Annotated in this window: 18 protein-coding genes, 5 tRNA genes and 1 riboswitch; of the genes, 6 read left to right on the top strand and 17 right to left on the bottom strand. The window is 66.2% G+C overall.

Annotated features, from left to right (window positions below; genetic code table 11):
• Positions 1 to 10: 10 nt before the first annotated feature.
• The gene (gene hemN, locus ACZLIF_RS07905) at positions 11 to 1,420 is read right to left on the bottom strand and encodes an oxygen-independent coproporphyrinogen III oxidase (protein WP_128989017.1); all 1,410 of its coding nucleotides are present in this window, start codon (positions 1,418 to 1,420) and stop codon (positions 11 to 13) included.
• Positions 1,421 to 1,464: 44 nt separating this feature from the next.
• Positions 1,465 to 1,905 (bottom strand): group III truncated hemoglobin, encoded by a 441-nt coding sequence (locus tag ACZLIF_RS07900; RefSeq protein ID WP_128989015.1) that lies wholly within the window; start codon positions 1,903 to 1,905, stop codon positions 1,465 to 1,467.
• Positions 1,906 to 2,085: 180 nt separating this feature from the next.
• Here ACZLIF_RS07900 and ACZLIF_RS07895 point away from each other — a divergent pair, with 180 nt between their 5' ends.
• Entirely contained in the window at positions 2,086 to 2,373 is a 288-nt protein-coding gene (locus ACZLIF_RS07895; RefSeq protein WP_053520310.1) for a hypothetical protein, read from the top strand.
• Positions 2,370 to 3,416 carry a 4Fe-4S dicluster domain-containing protein gene (locus ACZLIF_RS07890; RefSeq protein WP_478462501.1) on the top strand — a complete coding sequence of 349 codons (1,047 nt, stop codon included), beginning with the start codon at positions 2,370 to 2,372 and terminating at the stop codon, positions 3,414 to 3,416. The genes ACZLIF_RS07895 and ACZLIF_RS07890 overlap by 4 nt, the downstream gene beginning before the upstream one ends.
• A 1-nt stretch (position 3,417) precedes the next feature.
• Here the strand turns inward: ACZLIF_RS07890 and ACZLIF_RS07885 are convergent, their stop codons facing one another.
• The gene (locus tag ACZLIF_RS07885) at positions 3,418 to 3,654 is read right to left on the bottom strand and encodes a hypothetical protein (protein ID WP_019337197.1); all 237 of its coding nucleotides are present in this window, start codon (positions 3,652 to 3,654) and stop codon (positions 3,418 to 3,420) included.
• 349 nt (positions 3,655 to 4,003) lie between these two features.
• The gene (locus ACZLIF_RS07880; protein WP_065175879.1) at positions 4,004 to 4,213 is read right to left on the bottom strand and encodes a helix-turn-helix domain-containing protein; all 210 of its coding nucleotides are present in this window, start codon (positions 4,211 to 4,213) and stop codon (positions 4,004 to 4,006) included.
• A 111-nt stretch (positions 4,214 to 4,324) separates the two neighbouring features.
• Here ACZLIF_RS07880 and ACZLIF_RS07875 point away from each other — a divergent pair, with 111 nt between their 5' ends.
• Positions 4,325 to 4,726, top strand: coding sequence for a hypothetical protein (locus ACZLIF_RS07875; RefSeq protein ID WP_053520302.1), 402 nt, complete (start codon positions 4,325 to 4,327; stop codon positions 4,724 to 4,726).
• Positions 4,727 to 4,748: 22 nt separating this feature from the next.
• A riboswitch (Fluoride riboswitch) is annotated at positions 4,749 to 4,812 on the top strand.
• Positions 4,813 to 4,893: 81 nt separating this feature from the next.
• Positions 4,894 to 5,286: a fluoride efflux transporter CrcB gene (crcB, locus tag ACZLIF_RS07870; protein ID WP_053520303.1), complete on the top strand. Its 393-nt coding sequence runs from the start codon at positions 4,894 to 4,896 to the stop codon at positions 5,284 to 5,286.
• 4 nt (positions 5,287 to 5,290) lie between these two features.
• On the opposite strand, the gene ACZLIF_RS07865 is transcribed toward crcB, so the two are convergent.
• Positions 5,291 to 6,124, bottom strand: coding sequence for an AraC family transcriptional regulator (locus ACZLIF_RS07865; protein WP_128989011.1), 834 nt, complete (start codon positions 6,122 to 6,124; stop codon positions 5,291 to 5,293).
• Between the two features lie 133 nt (positions 6,125 to 6,257).
• Between ACZLIF_RS07865 and ACZLIF_RS07860 the strand changes: the two genes are divergently transcribed.
• Positions 6,258 to 6,752: a DUF6265 family protein gene (locus tag ACZLIF_RS07860; protein WP_128989009.1), complete on the top strand. Its 495-nt coding sequence runs from the start codon at positions 6,258 to 6,260 to the stop codon at positions 6,750 to 6,752.
• 73 nt (positions 6,753 to 6,825) lie between these two features.
• Positions 6,826 to 7,905 carry an alpha/beta hydrolase gene (locus tag ACZLIF_RS07855; RefSeq protein WP_111186054.1) on the top strand — a complete coding sequence of 360 codons (1,080 nt, stop codon included), beginning with the start codon at positions 6,826 to 6,828 and terminating at the stop codon, positions 7,903 to 7,905.
• Here the strand turns inward: ACZLIF_RS07855 and ACZLIF_RS07850 are convergent.
• The 12 genes from ACZLIF_RS07850 to kdsB form a co-directional block, all read right to left on the bottom strand.
• The gene (locus ACZLIF_RS07850) at positions 7,902 to 8,171 is read right to left on the bottom strand and encodes a hypothetical protein (RefSeq protein ID WP_053520307.1); all 270 of its coding nucleotides are present in this window, start codon (positions 8,169 to 8,171) and stop codon (positions 7,902 to 7,904) included. The genes ACZLIF_RS07855 and ACZLIF_RS07850 overlap by 4 nt on opposite strands.
• Positions 8,172 to 8,360: 189 nt before the next feature.
• A tRNA-Cys gene (locus ACZLIF_RS07845) sits at positions 8,361 to 8,434 on the bottom strand.
• Positions 8,435 to 8,501: 67 nt separating this feature from the next.
• Positions 8,502 to 8,577 (bottom strand) — tRNA-Gly (locus ACZLIF_RS07840).
• A 155-nt stretch (positions 8,578 to 8,732) separates the two neighbouring features.
• A tRNA-Gly gene (locus ACZLIF_RS07835) sits at positions 8,733 to 8,808 on the bottom strand.
• Between the two features lie 55 nt (positions 8,809 to 8,863).
• Positions 8,864 to 12,175, bottom strand: a complete 3,312-nt coding sequence (locus tag ACZLIF_RS07830) for a hypothetical protein (RefSeq protein ID WP_164972376.1) — start codon at positions 12,173 to 12,175, stop codon at positions 8,864 to 8,866.
• A 155-nt stretch (positions 12,176 to 12,330) separates the two neighbouring features.
• Positions 12,331 to 12,406: transfer RNA gene (locus ACZLIF_RS07825), tRNA-Gly, on the bottom strand.
• 179 nt (positions 12,407 to 12,585) lie between these two features.
• Positions 12,586 to 12,661 (bottom strand) — tRNA-Gly (locus tag ACZLIF_RS07820).
• A 113-nt stretch (positions 12,662 to 12,774) separates the two neighbouring features.
• Positions 12,775 to 13,404 carry a CDP-diacylglycerol--glycerol-3-phosphate 3-phosphatidyltransferase gene (gene pgsA, locus ACZLIF_RS07815; RefSeq protein WP_053519958.1) on the bottom strand — a complete coding sequence of 210 codons (630 nt, stop codon included), beginning with the start codon at positions 13,402 to 13,404 and terminating at the stop codon, positions 12,775 to 12,777.
• Between the two features lie 18 nt (positions 13,405 to 13,422).
• Positions 13,423 to 15,267, bottom strand: a complete 1,845-nt coding sequence (gene uvrC, locus ACZLIF_RS07810) for an excinuclease ABC subunit UvrC (protein WP_128990399.1) — start codon at positions 15,265 to 15,267, stop codon at positions 13,423 to 13,425.
• A complete protein-coding gene (locus ACZLIF_RS07805; protein ID WP_128990401.1) occupies positions 15,264 to 16,676 on the bottom strand; it encodes a hypothetical protein in 1,413 nt (470 codons plus the stop codon). Before ACZLIF_RS07805 ends, uvrC begins: the two co-directional genes overlap by 4 nt.
• Positions 16,673 to 17,161 carry a low molecular weight protein-tyrosine-phosphatase gene (locus tag ACZLIF_RS07800; RefSeq protein ID WP_065175871.1) on the bottom strand — a complete coding sequence of 163 codons (489 nt, stop codon included), beginning with the start codon at positions 17,159 to 17,161 and terminating at the stop codon, positions 16,673 to 16,675. Before ACZLIF_RS07800 ends, ACZLIF_RS07805 begins: the two co-directional genes overlap by 4 nt.
• Positions 17,158 to 17,931, bottom strand: a complete 774-nt coding sequence (gene kdsB, locus ACZLIF_RS07795; RefSeq protein WP_111186050.1) for a 3-deoxy-manno-octulosonate cytidylyltransferase — start codon at positions 17,929 to 17,931, stop codon at positions 17,158 to 17,160. The genes ACZLIF_RS07800 and kdsB overlap by 4 nt, the downstream gene beginning before the upstream one ends.
• Positions 17,932 to 17,971 lie beyond the last annotated feature (40 nt).

Below are 17,971 nucleotides of genomic sequence, written 5' to 3'. Positions count from 1 at the left end.
CCCAACCACTTCAGATCGCGCGCGAATAGCGCGGCTGCTCGTGCGCTGCACGCAGATGGGGATCGAAGCACATCGCCAGCAGGCGCAGAAGCGGCCGGCCGCGTTCGCTGGCACGGACCACGCCATCGCGATACTCGACCAGGCCATCGTCCTGCAGCCGTCGAACGGCGCACAGGTCCTCGGCGAAGTAGTCGTCGAACACGATGCCGTGGCGATCGCCGAGCGCGCGTCCATCGACCTCTCCCTGGCACATCAGCTGCTGGATCAGGTCTGCGCGAAGCTGATCGTCGGCGCTGAGCGCCACGCCACGCCAGACCGGCAGCTGACCCTGATCGACCGCGCTCTCCCAGGATGGCAGGTCGCGTGGGTTCTGGCTGTAGGTCGCACCGATATGACTGATCGCGCTGACCCCGAGGCCCAGCAGGTCGGTATCGGCATGGGTGGTGTAGCCCATGAAGTTGCGATGCAGCTGGCCAGCGCGCTGGGCGCGTGAAAGATCCTCTTCCGGCAGCGCGAAATGATCCATGCCGATGTACTGATAGCCCGCTGCGGACAGCTGCTGCACGGCAAGTCCCAGCAACGCAAGCTTGTCCTCCGGCGAGGGCAGCGCGCGCTCGTCGATCTGCCGCTGCGCGCGGAACAGATGCGGAAGGTGCGCGTAGCCATACACCGCCAGTCGGTCCGGTCGCAGTGCAAGCACCTGCTCGAGAGTGCGGCCGAATCCTTCCTGGCTTTGTCCCGGCAGCCCGTAGATGAGATCCACGTTGACCGAGCGCATGCCGCTGTCACGACAGGCATGCAGGATGTCCAGGGTCTGCTGCACGCCCTGCACGCGGTTGATCGACGCCTGGACCGAGGGATCGAAGTCCTGCACGCCCAGGCTGGCGCGATTGAAGCCCAGCCGTGCCAGCATCGCCACGTCACGCGTTTCGATGAAGCGTGGATCAAGCTCGATCGAGAAATCGCGCTCGGCCGAGCAGCTGAAGTCAAAACGCCGGCGAAGGCCGTCGATCAGCGTGGTCATTGCCTCGGCGTCCAGGAAATTCGGCGTTCCGCCCCCCAGGTGCAGCTGGATCACCTCACGGCCCTTCTGGAACTGCGGCGCCAGCAGATCGGCCTCGGCCAGGACTCGTGAGACGTAGCTGTGGCCACGGCTTCGATCACGGGTGATCACACGGTTGCAGCCGCAGTAGAAGCACGGGCTGGAGCAGAACGGGACATGTACGTACAGCGACAGTGCGCGCGCCAGCAGGTCGCTGTCCGCGATCGCCTGGCGCAGTGCGGGCGCGCCGAATCCATCGTGGAAGTGCGGAGCGGTAGGATAGGAGGTGTAGCGCGGTCCGGGCCGGTCATGCCGGCGCAGCAGATCGGGGTCGAAGGTCCAGGCCAGGCCGCCGGCAGCGGGAGAGAACGTGTCCATGCCGCCAGCATCGCGCCGGACGGTCAGTGCCGCCTTGACCCAGATCAATCCCGCGCAGGAACGCCCAGCACCGGCAGTGCCACCTGCGGCCAGCGCAGCATCTGGTACCGGCGCCAGAACGTTTCCGCAATGCGCACGGCCACATCATCGGCCAACGCCTGCATCGGTGGATTGCCGCATTCGGCGGTGGTGCGCCGGAACAGTGCGAGCCAGCGGTCGAACAGGTCCTTGTCCAGGGCGATGGCCATGTGCTTGGACATGGGCGATCCCTTGAAGCGACGCGTTCCCCTGAGCATCGCGGACCAGAAATCCACCAGTTGCGCCAGATGCCCGGGCCAATCGTGCACATGCGCGTCGAACACGGGGCCCAGACGCTCCTCCTCACGCACGCGTGCGTAGAAGTCGTGGACCAGACGGGTCACGTCCTCTTCGGTACACAGCGTGGGCGAGGCGACAGGCGGGACGAGCGATGGCGTTGCGTTCATCTGAGGCACCAGGCGATTGCCGGCAGAGTGCGCCAACCGGCCGGCACCGCCGTTGATCCAGATCAATGTCGGCGCGCGTGGGCGCGCCTAGGCTGACATGCCAGCAGGAAACATGCCCTGCGGATGCTGCGCCAGCCATGGCGGAGTATACGCGCCGCCCCCTTCCCGACCCGCGACCGCATGAATACACCCACTTCCTCCCCGCGTCAGCGCCTGATCCAGCATTGGGGTGCCATCCTCTGGCCCAGTTTCATCGCCGCCGGGCTGGCCAGCGTGGTGTTCTTCGCTTTCGTCGACCCGTTGCGCCTTCAGGCCATCAGTTTTCCGGGCACGGCGATCAGTCGCGAACTCGGCTACACGGTCGGCTTCTTCATGTTCTGGGCGGTGACGGCGCTGTCCAGCGCGATCACCGGATATCTGCTGCGGCCGATGCCGGCAGACGCAGATGATGAGCTGCCTCTGGGATGAACGCACCAAGGCCCCCTTCCCCACCGTGGCGATGGCGTGGCGCACTGCGGCTCGGTGTGCTGGTTGGCTTCCTTGGGCTGCCCTGGTTGCGCTGGGACGGCCGCCAGGCGCTGCTGCTGGACCTGGACGCACGTCGCTTCGACCTGTTCGGCTGGACCCTGTGGCCCGACGACGTTGGCCTGCTGCTGGGCCTGCTGCTGGCGCTGGCGATGGCACTGGCGCTGTTGACCCACCTCGCCGGCCGCATCTGGTGTGGCCATGCCTGCCCGCAGACGGTGTGGAGCTACGCCTTCAGCCTGATCGACAGCTTTCTTGCCCAACGCCTGCCACGCGCCCTGGCGCGTCCTGCCACGCAGGCCGCATGGTTACTGCTGTCGCTATGGACCGGCATCACCTTCGTGGGATTGTTCAGCCCGATCACCGGCCTCGTCACCGCCAGTGTCCAGGGCGGCTGGAGTGGCTGGGAAACCTTCTGGGTGCTGTTCTACGCGGCAGCCACATGGGGCAACGCCGGCTTCCTGCGGGAGCAGGTCTGCCGTTCGCTGTGCCCCTTCGCGCGCGCGCAGCCATTGCTGGTCGACCCCCAGACCCCCCGGATGCTGTATGACGCGCGCCGTGGCGAACCCCGCGGGCCCCGGCCCGCTGGCCTTGGCGGCGTGATCGGCCGCGGTCGCGGCCTGCTCGATCCGACCTCCGCGCAGGACTACGTGTTCCGCGCCGCGCACCCATGGCTGGCCGGCCCCATGCCGACCTTCAGCGCCGACCGCCTCGGCGACTGCACCGATTGCGCGGCCTGTCTCCACGCCTGCCCGATGCAGCTCGACATCCGCCAGGGCCCGCAGACCGACTGCCTGGCCTGCGGCGCCTGCCTGGATGCCTGCGAGCAGCAACAGTCCCGGGCCGGTTTCGGTCCGGGACTGATCCGCTACTGCAGCCCGCAGACGATGGCAGGGCAGCCGCGGCGCGGGTGGCGACCGCGGACCGTGGTTCTGGCATCGTTGCTGCTGGTGCTGCTGAGCGCTGGCGCCTGGCACCTGCTCTGAATCAGCGCGACCCGTTGGCGTGCGGAGGCACCAGCTGGGCACGCCGTACGATTCCGAGCTGCTCGATGATCAGCGCCATTTCATTGGTCACTTCCGTGCGCTCGGTCCCCTGCGGGACAAGCCGGTCCAGCACCTGCTGGTACGTGTCCCAGAAGGCAGGGCCGCATCCGTGTTTGTGATAGCTGGCTTCCAGTTCGCGGCGTACCCGTTCAGCCAAGCCATGCATGCCGTATTCCATACGACCTCCGTTGGACTTGTCCTGCATCGTTGACGGTCTACCGACTCACTTGCGTGCTGAAAGACTCCCGGGCTTCACGACCGGTTGACCTCAATTACTCACAGATTTCACGACAGGTCAATTACATGCGGCGACTTTTTCGATTGAAATTATTAATCGTTCACATAACGGTCTGTGATCGGCACAGGCAAAAGAAGGGGCCGATCCCGACGCCGTGGTGCGTCCGTCGCCAGGGCAGCCTCGTGGCGCGATCAATCGCAACGCGGGTTTCGATCAATTTTCCCTATATTGATAAGCATGCTTAACACATGCCGCAAAGCGTGCTAAATACGACATTTGCAGACGCAACCTAGCTTGATTCGTCTTCAGAGGCCTCAGCCCAAGGGAACAGGTCGGGATGGCGCTGGTGGAGGATGAACTGTCGCAATGGAGGAATGGGCGCTTCCTGGGGCCATTGCGACACAGCGGATCGCGTTATGCCAAAGAACTGCGCCAGCTCGGCGTCGGTCTGGAATCCCAGGCGCGCGCGCACCTGCCGTTTGCTCCAGAAATCGGTCATGGTCGGTCCTGTCGTTAACCAGACTTATTCTTGCGGCAAGGATTCTTTCGCTTCCACGCGTTAAGCTGGCTTGCATAGATGAATACTCTCGGCCAACGACTCGCCATTGCCATGAAGAAAGCCGGGCACCCACGCCCGGCCGATCTGGCCCGCGCCGCCGCTTCAACGACGGCGACCATCAGCAACTGGCTCAACGACCACGTCAGCCCCTCACATGTGAAGGCCGAACAGCTGTTCCGGATCGCCGACGCAGCCAAGCTGGATGCACGCGAACTGCTGTACGGCATCCATGGGCGGGGCGTCGGCGAACGCACCAGCTATTACATGCCCAGCGAAGCGCACCTGGATGTCTGGCAGGATGCCTATGAGCTGGTCAGCGTGCTGGTCGCCGAGAAGGGCCTGGAGATCGACCACCGGCGCCACGCGGCACTGGATCTGCTGGCATTCGAACTGTTGATGGATGGCGTCAGCCGCAGCAGGGTGGCGCGCGTGGTGATGACCTCCCTGCCCTGACCGGGTCGGCGCTGGTAGCATGGTGACCGATGGGGATGGGGCTCCCCCGATAACCGCCAGGCATGGCTGATGGCTCCTGCTGTGACGAACCTGGCGTTCGTCGATGGCAGGCCGTGCCCGCCATCGCGTTCGCCTCCGCATCTGCGAACACGTACTCGAGGCCCGCCATGCAAGCACTGAACAATTACGTCCTGGTCTTCCTGGGAGGCGGCGCCGGCGCCTGCCTGCGCCATGCCTGCAACCTGATCGGTACGCGGTTCGCCGTCGGCAGTCCATGGCCCTGGTCCACCTTCCTGGTCAACATCAGCGGCGCCCTGCTGATGGGGGCGGTCGTCGAGGCCTTCGCCCTGCGCAACGGCGCATCGCCGCAGCTGCGGCTGCTGCTGACCACGGGCATCCTGGGCGGCTACACCACCTTCTCCACCTATTCGCTGGAGATCGGCCTGCTGCTGCAACGGGGGCAGCACGGACTGGCCGCGCTGTATGCAGGGGGATCGATCGCACTGGGACTGGCCGGCCTGTTCGTGGGCATGAAGCTGGCCCGCCTCGCACTGGGCTGAACGCTCAGGCCGCGGAGGTCCGCACCTGCCCCCGCCACTGCCGGGGCGATTGCCCGGTGTGCGCCTTGAACGCACGCGAAAGCGCCGCTTCACTGCCGTAGCCCACCTCGTCGGCAATCCGCTTCAGCGGTCGGCCTTGGCGCAGGGCCTGCTGCGCCAGGCCTACGCGCCAGCCCTGCAGGTACTGGCCGGGGGTGGTGCCCATCGCCTCACGGAAGCTCGCCGCGAATACGCTGCGCGACATTCCTGCGACGTCGGCAAGGTCTTCCAGCGTCCATGCCTGCGACGGCGCCTCGTGCATCGCGACCAATGCCAGACGCAGGCGCGGATGACCGAGGCCAGCAAACAGACCGCCGCGCATCTCACCGCCTTCCATCAGCTGCCGCAGCACCTGGATCATCACCACCTCGAACAGACGATTGACCATTGCCGCACGGCCACAACGCTGCTCGAACGCCTCCTCGAACAGCAATTCCAGCACCGCATCGCTGCCGTGCAGGTCCGCCAGTGGCAGGCAGATGAAATCAGGCAATGCGGCACTGATCGGATTGAGCCGGCCGCCTTCGAAATGCAGGTTGGCGCAGGCCATGTCGGCACCGAGGTGCGGGTCGGTCTGGAAACGGTGGGGCATCGGCCTCGGGTACAGCAGCAGGCTGGGCACCTCGACCTGCACGGTCTGTTGTCCATGGCTGACCTGCACCGGTCCACGCCGTACCAGATGCAGCTGGCCGGCTTCGTCCTCCCCCTCCAGGCTGTTGATGCCGCACAGTGCACCGGCGTGGAAGACCGACGCAGTGACCGCGAAACGCTCAAGCAGGACGGCGAGGCGATCCACCATGTCGGACTCCAGGGCAAGCAGAAGGGGGAGGAACCCGCAGATCGTATCGAATTCGACGTCATTGCGTGCGGCGCTGGCCGCCGGCGCTGCGCGGCGCTATACAGGGGCCACCGTCCCGCGCATGGAGCCCACGATGTCGAACCGGATCGCCCGCGCCGTGTTGCCTCTGCTGCTTTTCGCCGCCCATGCGCACGCCGCTGCAACCGCAGACATTGAACAGCTCGGCTGGCTCTCCGGCTGCTGGCAGCTGGACGGGCAGCCACCTGGAGCCGGTGAGCAGTGGTCCACCGTGGCCGGCGGAACGATGTTCGGCAGCAGCCGCAGCCTGCGCGACGGGCGCACCGTGGGTTTCGAGTTCATGCAGCTGCGCCAGCACGACGATGGGCGGCTGGTGTTCACCGCGCTGCCCTCCGGCCGCAACGCTACTGATTTCAGTGCCGTCCGGGTGGAGGCCGACGAGGTCGTCTTCGAGAATCCGGCCAATGATTTCCCGCAACGGATCACCTATCGCCGCATCACTGGGCAGCGCCTGCACGCACGTATCGAGATCGCACAGGACGATCCGGCACAGGCCATGGATTTTCCGATGCACCGCGTCGCCTGCGGCGGGCCGGTGGTGGCCCCCTGACCTGACGCATTGCAGCGGGCACGGCACCGCGGCCGGTTCTATGCTCGGCGTATCACCTGCCCGGATGAACACGATGCGTGCCCTTCTCCGACTGACCCTGGCACTGGCCCTGGCGTTGCCTTCCGTGCCGCTGCTGGCGGCGCCGCCCGCCCCACCACGCATGCTCAGTGGCGAGCTGCAGGGTGCGCCGTGGCGCCTGGACATCCCTGCGGACTGGAACGGCGATCTGGTGATGCTGGCGCACGGTTACGAGCCGGTGGGCACGCCACGCGAATCGCCGATGGCCGCCAACGAGGCGACCGCACCTCTGCTGGCGGCCGGCTACGCGGTCGCACAAAGCGCCTACGCGAGCCAGGGGTGGGCGGTGGCCGATGCCATCAATGATGTGGAGCGCCTGCGTCAACACACGCTGGCCGGTTTGAAGGGCGTGCGCAATACCTGGCTGCTCGGTTTTTCGATGGGCGGTGCGGTGACCGTGGCCAGTCTCGAACGGCATCCGGCCCACTACGCCGGTGGTGTTTCGCTATGCGGCGCCAACCTGTCAGGCGAGCAGCTGGCCGGCGACCTGCTCACCACCGTGGTCGCGTTCGACTACTTCTTCCCGCATGCCGAAGGACTGCCTGCTGCTGGCCTGGCATCCAGCGAAGCCGCTTCGGTACCACAGGGCGAGCTGTACCAAGGCATCGTCAACGCCCTGCAACGCGCGCCGCACTCCGCTGCACTGCTGGCCGCACAACTGCAGGTCGCATCCGATGCGCTGCCCGGAACGATCAGCCTGCACGCGCTGGTCCTGCACGAACTGGCCACGCGCAGTGGCGGCATGCCAGTCGGCAACATCGGCGTCGTCTATCGTGGATTCGGCGATGACGTTGCGTTCAATGCAGGGGTGCAGCGCATCGCTGCCGTTCCCGCAGCACAGGCGCGTGTGCGCGAAACACTCGGATTGACCGGGGCGCTGAAGCGGCCGCTGGTGATCCAGTTCAACAACGACGATCCCACCATCGCACCGCGCATGCAGGAGCGCTACCCGCAACTGGCCGCGCATGCGGGCGCGACGCCGTTGCCGCGCGTACTGCCCGCAGCAGGCACGGGCCACTGTGGCTTCTCCGGAGAACAGGTGGTCGCGGCCCTGAAGGCTGCCGCGATGCGCTAGCCGCCCAGCGTACCCATGGTGAAGGTGTAGCCGCTGCTCATCAGGAACTCACGCATGCGCATCTCGGCACGACGCGGCGATGCCAAGTTGGCAGGCCCGTACAGCGCGTAGACCACACCTGCCCCCTCGATGGCCTCGCGCCGGACCCCGCAGTGGCGGGTTTCCGAAGCGGTGCTCCAGCCATCGCGCAGGCGCTCCGGTCCGATCGATTGTCCGTTCATCAGCCGGAATGTCAGCCAGCGTACTTCCGTTGTGGGTTTGCTCATTGCCGATCCACCGCCTGTCCGCCACGCGCCATAGTCTCCCTGCCTGCCATTGCCGCGCCCGAAGGCCTCTGCACTGACCATACCCCCTTCCCATGTCGTGGGTGGCTGAGACTGGGATGTCAGGCACGCTTGGCAGCGCACGATGACGGCGCAAAAAAAAAGCCCCGACCGAAGTCAGGGCTTTTCAATTGGAGGCCTCAAGCGGAATCGAACCGCTGTAAACGGATTTGCAATCCGGTGCATAGCCACTCTGCCATGAGGCCAACGTACTGCGCGCCAGGAATGGAGCCCCTGACATGACAAAACCCCGCGATGGGGCCTGTCGGAACATGGAGCGGGAAACGAGACTCGAACTCGCGACCTCAACCTTGGCAAGGTTGCGCTCTACCAACTGAGCTATTCCCGCATAGGCTGTCATGATACCGGAAGCCCGGAACTCACACCAGCGATTTCATACCTGATTTCACTTTTCTGACTGCGCGAAAAGCCTTGTGGCTCAACGGGCCCCGCCTTGCCAAGTGCGGGAGAAAAACAAGGCCCCAACCGGGGCCCTGTAGAATCTGGAGCGGGAAACGAGACTCGAACTCGCGACCTCAACCTTGGCAAGGTTGCGCTCTACCAACTGAGCTATTCCCGCAGATTCTTCGACCTGCGTCGAAGGAGCGCTATTGTGTCGAAGTTCCTTCACGCCGTCAACCGTCTTCCGATGGCGTGCGACGCGCGGCTGGATCGGCCGGGGCCCGCTGCCAGATTGCATACAGCGTCCCGACGATCTCCATTCCCTGCTCGAATGCCGAGAATCTGGCCTGCACCTTGCGGGGCCGGCGGCGCAGGTCGTTGTTGGCCGTCAGCTCGCCAGACCGGTCTGCAGGTGCCGCCTGAGCCTTCTGCAGGTACTGCTTCTCGAGGTACTTCTCGATCCCGGGAAGGTTCGACAACAGATGGGCCCCGTTGTGCCAGGGCATCAGTACCGCAACCAGGTCGTTGCGTTCTGCGATCTGGATGGCGATGTCCAGGAAGGACTCCACGATGGACCGGAGACAATGCGTCGCAAGCATGTCTTCCATGGGATTGATCGCGCGGATGATGAGGCAGCTGCCGGAAGCGTGCAGGGACGGCACGACCTCGATGTTCACCATGGCCATGCCCGCCAATCGTCGCTGCCTCGGATCGAACACGACCAGGTGGGCGTGACGCGCCTCCTGCCACATCGCAGCGCGATCGCGTGAGCATAGATTGGCGGCATGCTTGGCGAAGTACGCCGCCGGGTGCTTGGTCAACATCGCCTGCAGATGCGTGCACGATCCGGATGGGTCCGGGCGGCCATACCTGCCCTTCTCGCGCTTCACCCAGCGCAGGCAGACATCCAGAACGTGCTTGCGCATCTGCGCGAAGGCCTGATCCAGTGACATGACCGGTACCGCAGTGTGAGCGGACCGCGATGGCGGCAGCAGCCGCTGCAGCAGCCGCGCGGCGTCATTGGGAGCGAGGCTATGCAGAAAACGCTGCGCATGTTCGTCGAGGGCATCCGGCAATGCGCTGTTGAACAACCGATCCAGCTGCTCCAGGTACTCGCTGGTCTGCGCACCGTCCTCCGGCATGCTGGCGACTTCGCTGAAGGTGCTGCGCCGCCACTGGAGGATCTCTGGATCATTGCCTGCGGCAGCCAGCAGCAGGCCGAGATGGGCGGAGACCGACCACGGATCCCCCGCGGGATCCCGCAGCCGTTTTGATCGCAGGTCACGGAACGTTCGCGGCCCCTCATCCGCGCCGTGCTGGAACCGCGTTGCATGTTCGCTGGCACGTTTCAGCGCCAGCAGGCTGCTGCGCTCCAGCACGCCTGTGCGTTTTCTGATCGAGCGTTGCCAGGCCATCGGATGGAACGGCTCCAGCCTCCATCCATCCAGGTGCGACTGGAATCCGCGTGCCGCCGCCCAACTGCCACGGACAACATCCACGGACGTGCGGTAGACCATCGAAATGAGCTCCGCATCCACCTCGTCCAGCTCGACTGACGTTGTTCCCTGCCCGGCCAGCAACTGATCGACCGCGGGCTGCAACTGGCCCAGCCTGTCCTGCAGTGCTGTCGTCGAGGTTGCGCCTGCGCGAAGGACCGATGCGAGCAGAAGTCCGCCGGTTCCCTCCAGCATCGCGGGCAACTGCGGCAGGAGGCGCGCCATCTCTTCGCGACGCTGCGTGGCCAGCGCATCGGAGTAGCGCGCCATGGCATCTGCATCGACGGTTCTCTGCGGGCACGGAATCACCTGGTGCGCCCGTCGTTCGACCACCTCCAGGACACATCGATGGTTCTGCATCATGAAGCCGAAGTTGTGGCGCTGGAAGGCGTCATCCGCCAGCAGCCGACACAGTTCGGGATCGCTGCCGCTCCACCAGGTCACCCCGTGCAGGCCCCGGGTAGCGAAGTACCAGTCGCGCAGCGCTTTTACCGAATCCAGGCCTTTGTCTTCAACCAGGTAACGCAGCAGTCCCGGACCGAGGGACGCCAGCACTTCCAGCTTCCGCAGCTCTGCAAAATCAGCAGGCGCAATGGCCGAATGCAGGTACTGGAATGCGTCCAGGCTCCCCTGTGCAAGCATTCGACCCACCCATTCGACCAGGACATCGACGTCCATGCCCGCTGTGCGCCCCGCAATGAGGGTCAACCACGCGTCCAGGCGATCGGCGTCACCGACGCGATAGCAGGCCTGGAACGCAACAACGTGGCCCGCTGCACCGAGATCATGGCGAACCAGCACCTGCAGGAATCGATCCAGCCGATCGGGCCGTCGCAGATACTGGCTGCAGGCCCCCAACTGCGTGAAGTCGAGGCAATGAGGTGCTGCCAGCAGAAGATCGATGGCGGCCTCCACATCTTCGGCCGGGACATCATCGCTCAGCTCGCCCAGCAACCGACAGCAAGTGGCAAGTGCATCGAGGCCTGCACCACACGCGATCAGATGATGGGCGATCCAGTCAGGCGGTGGAGCATGAAACCCCAGGTAGCCGCGCAGCGTGCGGATATCGGCAGGTGTGCGTGCGCCGGCTGCACCCAGCACCCAGGCCCACGTCTTCGTCGGCGTGCGCCATAACAGATCACGTGCAGAATCGAATACCCCGTGCACGGGCGCAACGCCGGCACCCGCCAGCAGTGTCAGATTCGCGGCCAGACGCGCCGCATCAGATTCTTCCAGATCGACATCATGAAGGCGCGCCAGGTGCGGCCGCGCCACGCCCGCGCGCCTCAGCTGGCGTACAACGGAACGCACCGGCTCGCGCAGCGTTCTCCGCGGCCGCCAGCCGACGCTCCATGTCCTGTGCGCGGTGTGCGCGGACTGCAGCCACTGCAGCTCTTCCTTGTGCTGGATGATGCCTTCATCCACCATCCACCGCGCAAACCATCCAGGCGCTTCAGACCGTCCAGCACACCGGTCGAGGTCCGCCAGCCGACGGAGGCCCAGGCGATGGGCAGCGATGAGCCAGCCGGCATCCCGCAGCTGCAGCGCCCGCAGTTCTTCCCACGACGTGGCTTCGAAGCGGCGCAGGGCGATGTCCAGGCTGCGGCTGTACATGCGTGCTTCCGCATGCAGGAACAGCCGTGCGTGGAACTGGCAGTACACGTACTGGCGGCCCTCGAACGTCCGGATCCGCGACAGCGCATGTCGCACGTACCTGAGCACCCATGGGAACGGCATGAACACCTGCACCAGAAGCGGCCACCCGCGGCCCTTGCCGGGATGCAGCGCGATGTCCGCCGGAATGCCCAGCGCACGGCGCGCCATGTCTTCCTCGGTGACCACAGTCGGGTCCTGCCCACGCAGCGCATCGGCCACAGCGATGCGGAAGCTGCGGATGCGATTGCGTGGTGCTTCGGGCTGGTCTTCCGTCCGCTCGTCGTCGATGTCGTCGTGGAACGCACCGGCGGATCGTCCCCGGCAACGCTCCAGCATCCGATTACGGTACGCCCTGTAGGCGGTCTGCCCACCGCCCTGCCTCGTTTCGTGCACAGCCTCCATCTGCCAGCCCTTGCCCCGCTCCCTGCGTCACCCCGACGACTACAGCGGATGATATCCATTCGGCCCGGTCCGCAATGGCGGGCAGGAGGGTCCGGCCTGACCGGAAACGAAAAACGCCCCCTTGCGGGAGCGTTCTTTCTTGAATCTGGAGCGGGAAACGAGACTCGAACTCGCGACCTCAACCTTGGCAAGGTTGCGCTCTACCAACTGAGCTATTCCCGCAGATTCCGTTCGACCTGCGTCGAAGGAGCGCTATTGTGTCGAGATTGCAGCAATGCGTCAACAGAAATCTCCTCGGCGATTCCCGTTTTCCGTTCAGGTTCGGATGAGCGGAAAGCCCGGCAATCCAGGGCCGGCACGACATAAAAAAAAGAGAGGCCAGAGGCCTCTCTTTCAGAATCTGGAGCGGGAAACGAGACTCGAACTCGCGACCTCAACCTTGGCAAGGTTGCGCTCTACCAACTGAGCTATTCCCGCTTGGGAGGCGAAATTCTACCCATTCTGGAAGGGGCGTCAAGGCCTTTTTTCAACCGCGCGCATCCAGCAACCAGCGCGCTTCGCAACCTGACGGGCATCCCGTGTGCCGCCGATTAACCGTTGCCCAGCTTCTTCTGTCGTGAGCGCTCGCGTGCGGCACGCTCGTCCTCGCGCAGGCTCGGCCAGGCCGCGTGCAGATACTGCAGGCCGGACCACAGCGTCAGCACTGCCGCGATGGCCAGCGTCCAGTCACCGATGTGGAAGATGGGCCAGCCCATCCAGATGTCCTCGACCGCCACGCTGGGCGCGACCGAGTACAGCAGGCACAGCAGCGCGACCATCTGCGCGGTTGTCTTCACCTTGCCGATCATCGCCACCCGCACCTTGGCACGCTGGCCAAGCTCGGCCATCCATTCGCGCAATGCCGAGACCGCGATTTCGCGGCCAACGATGACGGCGGCCCAGAACGCCATCCACGGCGTCGGATGCCCCTGCACGATCAGGAACAGCGCCACCGCCACCATCAGCTTGTCCGCCACCGGGTCGAGAAAGGCGCCGAACGCGGATTCCAGCTGATAGCGGCGGGCGATCCAGCCATCGAGCCAATCGGTGATCGCGGCCAAGCCGAAGATCGCCGCCGAAGCGAAGTTGGTCCAGGTGTAGGGCAGGTAGAACACCAGCACCAGCACCGGGATCATCACGATCCGCAACAGTGTCAGCCAGGTGGGCAGGGTCAACTTCATGCTTGCGCGCTTCTCTCTCTAATCGGCCGCATCGGGCGTGGCCAACCCGTGCAGGTTAGCGTAGATACGGGCCGCGAGGGCATCATTGATGCCTTCCACCTTGGCGATCTCCGCTTCACCGGCCGCCTTCAGGCCGACCAGCCCACCGAAATGCTTCAGCAGGCTGGCACGACGACGCGGGCCGATGCCCGGGATGTCTTCCAGCCTGCTGGTCATGCGCGCCTTCTGCCGGCGGCCGCGGTGACCGGTGATGGCGAAGCGGTGCGCCTCGTCGCGCACCTGCTGGATGAACTGCAGGGCGGGATTGGCGGCACCGGGGCGGAGCTCGCGGCCGTCGGGCATGACCAGCGCCTCATGACCGGCGCGGCGCTCCACGCCCTTGGCCACGCCCACCAGCAATACGCCCTCCACGCCCAGGTCGGCCAGCGCAGCCTGCGCCTGCGCCAGCTGGCCGGCGCCACCGTCGATCAGCAGCACGTCGGGCAGTACGCCCTGCTCTTCCACGGCACGGCGGAAGCGGCGATCGATGGCCTGACGCATGGCGGCATAGTCGTCGCCCGGCTCGATGCCGCTGATGTTGTAGCGGCGATATTGGGCACGCACCGGACCGGCCGCATCGAAAACCACGCAGGACGCCACGGTCGCCTCACCCAGCGTGTGGCTGATGTCGAAGCACTCCACGCGCTTGACCGGCTCGGCCAGGCCCAGCATCTCGCGCAGGGCTTCGCTGCGCACGTGCTGCGCGTTGCGGCTGTTGAGCTCGGTGGCCAGCGTCAGCTGCGCGTTGCGGCTGGCCAGCTCCACATAACCGGCGCGCTCGCCACGCACGCTCCACTTCAGCTGCACCTTGCGCTCGGCCGAAGCAGACAGCGCGGCCATCAGCAGATCGGCATCCGGAATCTCGCGATCCAGCAGGATCTCGCGCGGTGGCTCGAACTCGATGTAGTACTGGGAGACGAACGCCGCCAGCACTTCCTGCGGGCTGTCCTCGCCATTGGTGCGGGGGAAGAACGGGCGGGTGCCCAGGTTGCGCCCATCGCGGAATGCCAGCAGCAGCACGCAGGCCTGCGATCCCTGCATGGCCACGGCCAGCACGTCCAGGTCGGCGGCGCGGCCATCGACGTACTGGCGGGTCTGCATGCTGCGCAGCGACGAAATCAGATCACGCAGGCGCGCGGCCTGCTCGAACTCCAGCGCTTCACTGGCGGCCTGCATCTGCTCACCCAGTTCACGGGTCAGCTCATCGCTCTTGCCTTCCAGGAACAGCGCCGCGCGGCGCACCGACTCGGCATACTCGCCTGCCGGCACCAGCTCGACGCACGGGGCACTGCAGCGGCCGATCTGGTACTGCAGGCACGGCCGGGAGCGGTTGCGGAACACGCTGTCCTCGCAGCTGCGCAACTTGAACAGCTTGTGCATCAGGTTCAGCGTCTCGCGCACCGCGGTGACACCCGGATACGGCCCGAAATAGCGGCCGGGGATCGCACGCGGCCCCCGGTGCAGGGCGATGCGCGGCCATTCCTCGCGGGTCAGCAGCACGTGCGGGTAGGTCTTGTCGTCACGCAGGGAGACGTTGTAACGCGGTGCCAGCGACTTGATCAGCTGGTTTTCCAGCAGCAGCGCCTCGGCCTCCGAGCGCGTGACAGTCACATCCATCCGCGTGATCTGCGAGATCATCGACATGATCCGCGCGTTCTTCGGGCTGCCATTGAAATAGCTGCCCACCCGGTTGCGAAGCGCGCGTGCCTTGCCGACGTACAGCAGGGTGTCGTCGGCGGCGTACATGCGGTACACCCCGGGGGCGGTACTGAGTTGGGCCGCGAAGGCCTTGCCGTCGAAGGCCGGGACGGGAACGTCGGTCATTCGCTGATCGGTACTTCGCTGAGTACGCCACTGTCAGGGTCGAAACGCAGCACGGCGTGCGCGTCGGTCTCGGCGATCCACACCGCGCCCGCGCCCACGGCCAGGCCGGCCGGGCCATGCAGGCGCCGTGGCAACGGTTGTGTGGTCAGTTCGCCGCCGCCCAGGCGCAGCGTGCGCAGGCGACCGTTGCCGGTATCGGCAATCCACAGCAGCGGTGCGCCCGGACTCAGCGCAATCGCCTGCGGGAACTGCAGGCTGGCGTGGGCACGCGGGCCGTCGGCTTCACCGAAGCGCCATGTGCCCTGCCCGAGCAGCGTCTGCACCAGATCCCCACGCAGCTGCAGCGCGCGGATCGAAGACCCCAGCGCGTCGGCCACGTACAGGACCTGTTGTACGACGGCAAGCGCGGTGGGTTGCGCGAAGGCAGCCAGATGCCCACTGCCGTCACGCTCGTCGATCGCGCCACTGCCTGCGCGCCATTGCAGGCTGCGCTGGCCGAGGTGGTAGCTCCAGATCCGGTTGTCACCCGCCATGGCGATATGCAGCTGGTTGTCGGCGATGGCGAGGCCGACCGGATGATCCAGCGGCACCTGCCGCGGCTGGGCGACAGGCCCTTCCACCGGCGCGCCCGGGCGTCCATTGCCGCACAGGGTGTCGACCAGACCGGTCAACAGGTTGATCCGGCGGATGGCGTGGTTGCCGGTGTCGGCGACGTACAGGGCGTCGCGCTCGAGCACCAGTGCCTGCGGCCTGTGGAAGGCGGCCTCGGCCAGATTGCCATCCATGAAATCCGCGGTCCCCAGCCCGAACTGACGAAGCACGCGGCCGCCGTGGCTGCATTCGAGAATGCGGTGATGGCCGCTATCAGCGATGTACAGGCGCTCGGTGCTGACCGCCAGGCCCAGCGGAAAGCGCAACGCATGCCGCGGCTCGGGGTGCAGCTCGTTGCCACCGCGCGGCGGGGCCGAGGGTGCACCCTCGCACAGTGCGTTCAGCGCGCGCTCGAGCTCGCCGGCAGCGCCCTGCCCGACCAGCCGCTGCCGCTCGCGTCCCTGCGCGTCAAGAAGGATCAGGGTCGGCCACGCGGTGACACCGAAACGGCGCCAGCCGTCCCAATCCGCATCCAGCAGTACCGGGGCGGTCAGGCCCTGGCGGCGCAGCAGTTTCAACGCGGCATCGGCGTCGCGCTCGAAGTCGAAGCGCGGCACCTGCAGCACCAGCGGCTGCAGCTTGCCCGGATGGCGCGACAGCCATTGGCCGAACTCGGCCAGGCGTTGTGTGCTCCAGGCAGAGGCAGCGTTGACGAACAGCAGCGCGACCGGCCGGCCGCGCAGTTCCGCCAGGGTGCAGGGGGTGGCATTGAGCCAGGTGGCGAACTCGGGCAGGTCCGGGACAGGCTGGGCGTTCATGCCCTGATTATGCCGGAGTCGACGTCATGCAACAGTCGTGCCACCGCACGTTCTGCCGCTTGGTCAACCAGGGTCCAGACCTGCTCGAAATGATCGCTGCCACCGGTGTACGGATCCGGAATGGCGGCCGCGCCCTGCCCGCCTGACCATGGCAGGTACAGGGCCAGGCGCTGGCGCTCCTGCGCGGTGGCCAACCGTCCGGCATCGCGCAGGTTGGCCTCATCGGCGCAGAGAATCCAGTCGAAGCGCTGGAAGTCATCGGCGCGCAGCTGGCGGGCACGCAGCCCGCTGATGTCAACGCCATGGCCGGCTGCGCAGGCGATCGCCCGCCGGTCCGGCGGCTCGCCCACGTGCCAGTCGCCGGTGCCGGCCGAATCGACCTGCACACGGCCGGCCAATGGGGATGCCTCCAGGCGCGCGCGCAATGCCCCCTCGGCCATCGGCGAGCGGCAGATGTTGCCCAGGCAGACGACCAGCAGCTTCATTGCGGGGTCATGGCCCGCAGCACCGCCTCGGCCCGCTCCAGGTCCTCCGGGGTGTCGATGCCAGGCGGAAACGCTTCAGGCGAGATGGCGACGCTGATGGGGAAGCCGGCTTCCAGCACGCGCAGCTGCTCCAGCGCTTCGATCTGCTCCAGCCGGCCCGGCGGCATCGCCGCGACCTGCTGCAGGAAGCCGGCGCGATAACCGTAGATGCCGATGTGACGAAGCCACTGGTGGCCTTCAGGCAGGGCCTCGCGACTGCGTGCGAATCCGTCCCGGTGCCAGGCGATCGGGGCGCGGCTGAAGTACAGCGCCTCGTTGCGCACATTGCGCACCAGCTTGACCACGTTCGGATCGAACAAGGTCTCGGCGTCCTCGACCGTCGTAGCCAGGGTCGACATCGGCGCCGCGCCATCGACCAGCGCCTCGGCCACGGCGCGGATGCCGGCCGCCGGCGCGAACGGCTCATCGCCCTGCAGGTTCACCACCACGGTGTCGTCGTCCCAGCCGGCGATGCGCGCGCACTCGGCCAGGCGATCCGTGCCGGACGCATGCGATGCGGCGGTCATCGCTACCTTCACTTCGCCCAGGCCCGCCAGTGCGTCGGCGATCCGCTGATCGTCGGTGGCCACCCATACCTCGCGCGCGCCAGCCAGCAGCGCACGGCGCGCCACATGCAGCACCAGCGGATCGCCGCCGAGCAGGCGCAGCGGCTTGCCCGGCAGCCGCGAGGCGGCATAGCGGGCGGGGATGGCAACGACGAATTCAGTCATGCGGGCGGTACTCGGCAGGCTCGTTACAACGGGAATGTGG

The organism is Stenotrophomonas sp. 2201_Sma (assembly GCF_056486685.1).
This window is presented reverse-complemented; position numbering and strand designations above follow the sequence as displayed.

Bases quoted from the DNA above. Each gene is read 5' to 3' on its own strand.
- ACZLIF_RS07850 (WP_053520307.1), bottom strand. From the start codon at position 8,171: ATGAGCAAACCCACAACGGAAGTACGCTGGCTGACATTCCGGCTGATG.
- ACZLIF_RS07865 (WP_128989011.1), bottom strand. From the start codon at position 6,124: ATGGTGGATCGCCTCGCCGTCCTGCTTGAGCGTTTCGCGGTCACTGCG.
- kdsB (WP_111186050.1), bottom strand. From the start codon at position 17,931: ATGACTGAATTCGTCGTTGCCATCCCCGCCCGCTATGCCGCCTCGCGG.
- ACZLIF_RS07875 (WP_053520302.1), top strand. From the start codon at position 4,325: ATGAAGAAAGCCGGGCACCCACGCCCGGCCGATCTGGCCCGCGCCGCC.
- ACZLIF_RS07895 (WP_053520310.1), top strand. From the start codon at position 2,086: ATGAATACACCCACTTCCTCCCCGCGTCAGCGCCTGATCCAGCATTGG.
- uvrC (WP_128990399.1), bottom strand. From the start codon at position 15,267: ATGACCGACGTTCCCGTCCCGGCCTTCGACGGCAAGGCCTTCGCGGCC.
- ACZLIF_RS07885 (WP_019337197.1), bottom strand. From the start codon at position 3,654: ATGGAATACGGCATGCATGGCTTGGCTGAACGGGTACGCCGCGAACTG.
- ACZLIF_RS07880 (WP_065175879.1), bottom strand. From the start codon at position 4,213: ATGACCGATTTCTGGAGCAAACGGCAGGTGCGCGCGCGCCTGGGATTC.
- ACZLIF_RS07805 (WP_128990401.1), bottom strand. From the start codon at position 16,676: ATGAACGCCCAGCCTGTCCCGGACCTGCCCGAGTTCGCCACCTGGCTC.
- crcB (WP_053520303.1), top strand. From the start codon at position 4,894: ATGCAAGCACTGAACAATTACGTCCTGGTCTTCCTGGGAGGCGGCGCC.
- ACZLIF_RS07860 (WP_128989009.1), top strand. From the start codon at position 6,258: ATGTCGAACCGGATCGCCCGCGCCGTGTTGCCTCTGCTGCTTTTCGCC.
- ACZLIF_RS07855 (WP_111186054.1), top strand. From the start codon at position 6,826: ATGCGTGCCCTTCTCCGACTGACCCTGGCACTGGCCCTGGCGTTGCCT.
- ACZLIF_RS07900 (WP_128989015.1), bottom strand. From the start codon at position 1,905: ATGAACGCAACGCCATCGCTCGTCCCGCCTGTCGCCTCGCCCACGCTG.
- ACZLIF_RS07800 (WP_065175871.1), bottom strand. From the start codon at position 17,161: ATGAAGCTGCTGGTCGTCTGCCTGGGCAACATCTGCCGCTCGCCGATG.
- pgsA (WP_053519958.1), bottom strand. From the start codon at position 13,404: ATGAAGTTGACCCTGCCCACCTGGCTGACACTGTTGCGGATCGTGATG.
- ACZLIF_RS07890 (WP_478462501.1), top strand. From the start codon at position 2,370: ATGAACGCACCAAGGCCCCCTTCCCCACCGTGGCGATGGCGTGGCGCA.
- hemN (WP_128989017.1), bottom strand. From the start codon at position 1,420: ATGGACACGTTCTCTCCCGCTGCCGGCGGCCTGGCCTGGACCTTCGAC.